This is a genomic window from Streptomyces sp. CB01881 (assembly GCF_002953255.1).
GTDB lineage: Bacteria > Actinomycetota > Actinomycetes > Streptomycetales > Streptomycetaceae > Kitasatospora.
The window spans coordinates 6,296,959-6,302,092 of the sequence record NZ_CP026498.1 but is presented as its reverse complement, the minus strand read 5'-3'; the positions used below and the strand labels follow the sequence as shown (position 1 = coordinate 6,302,092).

Annotated in this window: 1 protein-coding gene; it reads left to right on the top strand. The window is 75.0% G+C overall.

Translation table 11 applies throughout. The features are described 5' to 3' along the window. On the top strand, positions 1–5,134 hold a 5,134-nt coding region (locus C2142_RS39925; RefSeq protein WP_241003214.1), incomplete at both ends, for a type I polyketide synthase.

The window sequence follows — 5,134 nt, the reverse complement described above, 5'->3', positions numbered from 1 at the left end:
CCGCACCGCAGGAGCGTCCGCTGGCCGGGGTGGTGCACACGGCCGGTGTGGTGGACGACGGCACGATCGGCTCGCTGACCGCGGAGCGGGTGGACGCGGTGCTGCGGCCGAAGGCCGACGCGGCCCGGCACCTGCACGAGCTGACCCGGGACCTCGACCTCAAGGCCTTCGTCCTGTTCTCCTCCGCCGCGGGCACGCTGGACGGCGCCGGCCAGGGCAACTACGCCGCGGCCAACGCCTACCTCGACGCCCTCGCGCGCCAGCGCCGGTCGGAGGGCCTGCTGGCCCACTCGCTGGCCTGGGGTCTCTGGGACACCGGCACCGGCATGGGCGGCAACCTCAGCCGCGCCGACATCGAGCGCCTCAACTCCTCCGGGATGGTGGGCCTCTCGGCGCAGGAGAGCCTCGCCCTGTTCGACGCCGCGCTGGCCACCGACGAGCCCGTCCTCCTTCCCGTCCGCCTCGACCAGGCGGACCTGCGGGCCCGCGCCGACGGCGTCCCGGCGGTCCTGCGCGACCTCGTCCGGACGACGGCCCGCCGCGCCGCCGAGAAGAGCGGCGCCGAGCGGGCCGGGTCCCCGATCGCCCAGCGGCTCGCCGGGCTCTCCGCGGACGAGCGCACCCGGGTCCTGCTTGACCTGGTGCGCACGCACGTCGCCGCCGTCCTGCACCACGAGAGCGGCGCGGCCATCGACAGCAAGCGCGCCTTCACCGAGATCGGCTTCGACTCCCTGTCGGCGGTCGACCTGCGCAACCGGCTCAACCAGGAGACCGGCCTGCGGCTGCCCGCCACGCTCGTCTTCGACTACCCGACGCCCCAGGCGCTCGCGGACCACATCAAGGAGACCGTGGTCGGGGCCGACACCCCGGCCGTCGAGGCGGCCCCCGCCGTGGTCCTCAACGACGACGAGCCGATCGCGATCGTCGGCATGAGCTGCCGGTTCCCCGGCGACGTCCGTTCGCCCGAGGAGCTCTGGGAGCTGCTGGCCGCCGGCCGCGACGGCATCACCCGGTTCCCCGAGAACCGCGGCTGGGACAACAAGGGCATCTACGACCCCGAGCCGGGCAAGCCGGGCAAGACCTACTCCGACGAGGGCGGCTTCCTGCACGACGCCGCCGACTTCGACGCCGAGTTCTTCGGCATCAGCCCGCGCGAGGCGATGGCCACCGACCCGCAGCAGCGACTGCTGCTGGAGGCGTCCTGGGAGGCGATCGAGCGGGCCGGCATCGACCCGGCCTCGCTCAAGGGCAGCCGGACCGGCGTCTTCGCCGGCGTGATGTACCACGACTACGCCTCCCGTCTCGGGGCCGTCCCCGAGGACCTGGAGACGTACCTGGGCAACGGCAGCCTGGGCAGTGTGGTCTCCGGCCGCGTCTCCTACAGCCTGGGCCTGGAGGGCCCGGCGGTCTCCGTCGACACCGCCTGCTCCTCCTCGCTGGTGGCCCTGCACTGGGCGATCCAGGCGCTGCGCCGGGGCGAGTGCACGCTGGCCCTCGCGGGCGGTGTCACCGTCATGGCGACCCCCGAGACCTTCACCGACTTCAGCCGCCAGCGGGGCCTCGCCAAGGACGGCCGCTGCAAGGCGTTCGCCGAGGCGGCCGACGGCACCGGCTGGGGCGAGGGCGTCGGCGTGCTGCTCGTCGAGCGGCTGTCGGACGCGCGCCGGCTGGGGCACGAGGTGCTGGCCGTGGTCCGGGGTTCGGCGATCAACCAGGACGGTGCGAGCAACGGCCTGACGGCGCCGAACGGTCCGTCGCAGCAGCGGGTGATCCGGGCGGCGCTGGCCGACGCGGGTCTGACGACCACGGACGTGGACGCCGTCGAGGCGCACGGCACGGGCACCACGCTGGGCGACCCGATCGAGGCGCAGGCGCTGATCGCCACCTACGGTCAGGGCCGCCCCGAGGGCAGCCCGCTCTGGCTGGGTTCGGTGAAGTCGAACCTGGGCCACACCCAGGCCGCCGCCGGCGTCGCCGGGATCATCAAGATGGTGCAGGCGATGCGCCACGAGGTGCTGCCGAAGACGCTGCACGTGGACGCGCCGTCCTCGCACGTGGACTGGACGGCGGGCGACGTCGAGCTGCTCGCCGAGGCCCGGCCGTGGGAGCGGAAGGACGGCGTGCCGCGCCGTGCGGGCGTCTCCTCGTTCGGCATCAGCGGCACCAACGCCCACGTGATCCTGGAGGAGGCCCCGGCCGAGGAGGCCGGGGCCACCGAGGGGCAGTGGCCCGACGGTGCACCGGTGCCGCTCGCGGTCTCCGGCCGCACGGAGGCCGCGCTGCGCGCCCAGGCCGAACGGCTGCACGCGTTCGTCTCCGCCGACGCCTCCCGCCTGCTGGACCTCGGCTACTCGTCGTTGACCACGCGTACCGCGCACGCCCGGCGTGCGGTGGTGTTCGGCTCGACGCGCGAGGAGTTCCTGGGCAGCCTGGCGGCGGTCGCCGCCGGCAACGGCGCCGGGGCCGGGGCTGTGCGCCCCGAGGGCCGGACGGCGTTCCTGTTCACCGGCCAGGGCGCGCAGCGCGTCGGCATGGGGCGTGAACTCGCCGGTGTGTTCCCGGTGTTCGCGTCCGCGCTGGACGAGGTGTGTGCGCTGCTGGACGCCGAGCTGGGCGTCTCGCTGCGCGGGGTGATCGCGGGTCACGGCGGTTCGCTGGACGACACGGTGTACACGCAGTCGGCGCTGTTCGCCGTCGAGGTGGCGCTGTTCCGCCTGGTCGAGTCGCTGGGTGTGCGGGCGGACTTCCTGGCCGGGCACTCGGTCGGTGAGATCGCGGCCGCGCACGCGGCCGGGGTGCTGTCGCTGGCCGACGCGTGCAAGCTGGTCGCCGCGCGGGGCCGGCTGATGCAGGCGCTGCCGGCCGGTGGCGTGATGGTCGCCGTCCGCGCCTCCGAGGCCGATGTGCTGCCGCTGCTGAAGGGCCACGAGGCCCAGGCGGGCATCGCGGCGGTCAACGGCCCCGCCTCGGTGGTGGTTTCGGGTGCCGAGAAGGCGGTCCGCAAGATCGTGGAGAAGCTGGAGGAGCGCGCCATCGCCTCCGTCCGGCTGACCGTCTCGCACGCGTTCCACTCGCCGCTGATGGAGCCGATGCTGGACGAGTTCCGCGCGGTCGTCACCGGCCTGGAGTTCGCCGAGCCCAAGCTGGCGGTCGTCTCCAACGTCACCGGCCGCATCGCCGCCGGCGATGACCTGCGCGACCCCGAGTACTGGGTGCGCCACGTCCGCCAGGCGGTCCGCTTCGCCGACGGCATCCGCTCCCTCGAAGAGGCGGGCGTGACCCGCTTCCTGGAGCTGGGCCCGGACGGGATCCTCACCGGCATGGCCCACGCCTGCCTGGCCGAGCCCGGCGACGCCCTGCTCGTGCCCGCCCTGCGCAAGGGCCGCGACGAGGCCCCGGCCCTGCTGGCCGCCCTCGCCGCCGTGTTCGAGGCCGGCACGGACGTCGACTGGACGGCCGTCTTCCGGGGAACCGGCGCCCGCCGCACCGACCTGCCGACCTACGCCTTCCAGCACGAGCACTACTGGCTCGACGCCGTGGCCGCCGCCGGGGACGCCGCGTCCCTGGGACAGGCCGCGACGGAGCACCCCTTCCTCGGTGCCGCCGTCGAACTCCCGGACTCCGACGGCTACCTGTTCACGGGCCGGGTCGGTCTCGACTCGCACCCGTGGCTGGCCGACCACGCGGTCGCCGGCGCCGTCCTGCTGCCGGGCACCGCGTTCGTCGACCTGGCCGTCCACGCGGGCCTGCACTCCGGTCACGGCTTCCTGGAGGAGCTGACCCTCCAGGCGCCGCTGGTCTTCCCGGAGCGCGCCGGCTGCCAGCTGCGGGTCGTCGTCGGTGACCCGGAGGAGGCGAGCCGACGCCCGTTCTCGGTCTACTCCCGGCCGGAGGAGACGGCGGGTGAGCGCCTGTGGCTGAAGCACGCCACCGGCACGCTGACGAACGCCTCGCCCGAGGCGGGTGCGGGCCTGGGGGTCTGGCCGCCGAAGGGCGCCGAGGCGGTCGACCTGGACGGCCTCTACGCCGAACTGGCCGGCGACGGCCTGGCCTACGGCCCGGTCTTCCAGGGCCTGCGGGCCGCCTGGAAGCGCAACGGCGAGATCTTCGCCGAGATCGCCCTCCCGGAGGAGGCACACGTGGACGCGGCCGCCTTCGGCCTGCACCCCGCGCTGCTCGACTCCGCGCTGCACGCCACCGAGCTGCTCGACAACTCCCCGCGCGGCACCGACGGGGCCTCGCTGCCCTTCGCCTGGTCCGACGTCTCCCTGCTCACGCCGGGCGTCACCGGGCTGCGGGTGAAGGTCTCCTCCTCGGCGCCGAACGAGTCGTCGCTGGTCATCGCCGACAGCGCGGGCCTGCCCGTGATGACGGTGGGCTCGATGGTGGCCCGGCCGGTGTCGGTCGAGCAGATCGAGGCGGCGCGCGGCGGCGACAACCGCACGGTGTACCGGACGGAGTGGGTGGCCGACCCGCTGGACCCCGCGGTGCCGATGGAGGGCCGCTGGGCCGTGGTCGGTCCCCAGGCGGACGTCTGGGCGTCCCAGTGGGGCCTGGAGGCGGCCCCGGAGCTCGGCGCGGTCACCGGCGCGAAGGTCGTGCTGCTGCCGGCCGGCGGGCCGGACGACAGCCCCGCCGGGGTGCGGGCGGAGACGTCCCGCGTGCTGGAGGTGCTGCGGTCCTGGCTGGCGGACGACCGGTTCGAGTCGTCGCGGCTGGTGGTGCTGACGGACGCCGGTTCGCTGGCGGGTGGCGCGGTGGCCGGTCTGGTCCGGTCGGCGCAGGCCGAGGAGCCCGGGCGGTTCGTGCTGGTGGAGCTGGCCGGCGGCGACGCCGCGCTGCGCCTGCTGCCCGCCGCGGTGGCGTCGGGTGAGCCGGAGCTGGCCCTGCGTGAGGGCGGGGTGTTCGTGCCGCGGCTGGCGCGGGCCGAGGCCGGGTCGGGGTCGCCGTTCGACGGTGCCGGGACGGTGCTGGTGACCGGTGGTACGGGTGGTCTGGGTGCGGTGGTGGCCCGGCACCTGGTGACCGGGCACGGTGTCCGGAGCCTGGTGCTGGTGAGCCGTCGTGGTGAGGCCGCGCCGGGTGCGGTGGAGCTGCGGGACGAACTGCTGGGTCTGGGTGTCGGTGCTGGTGG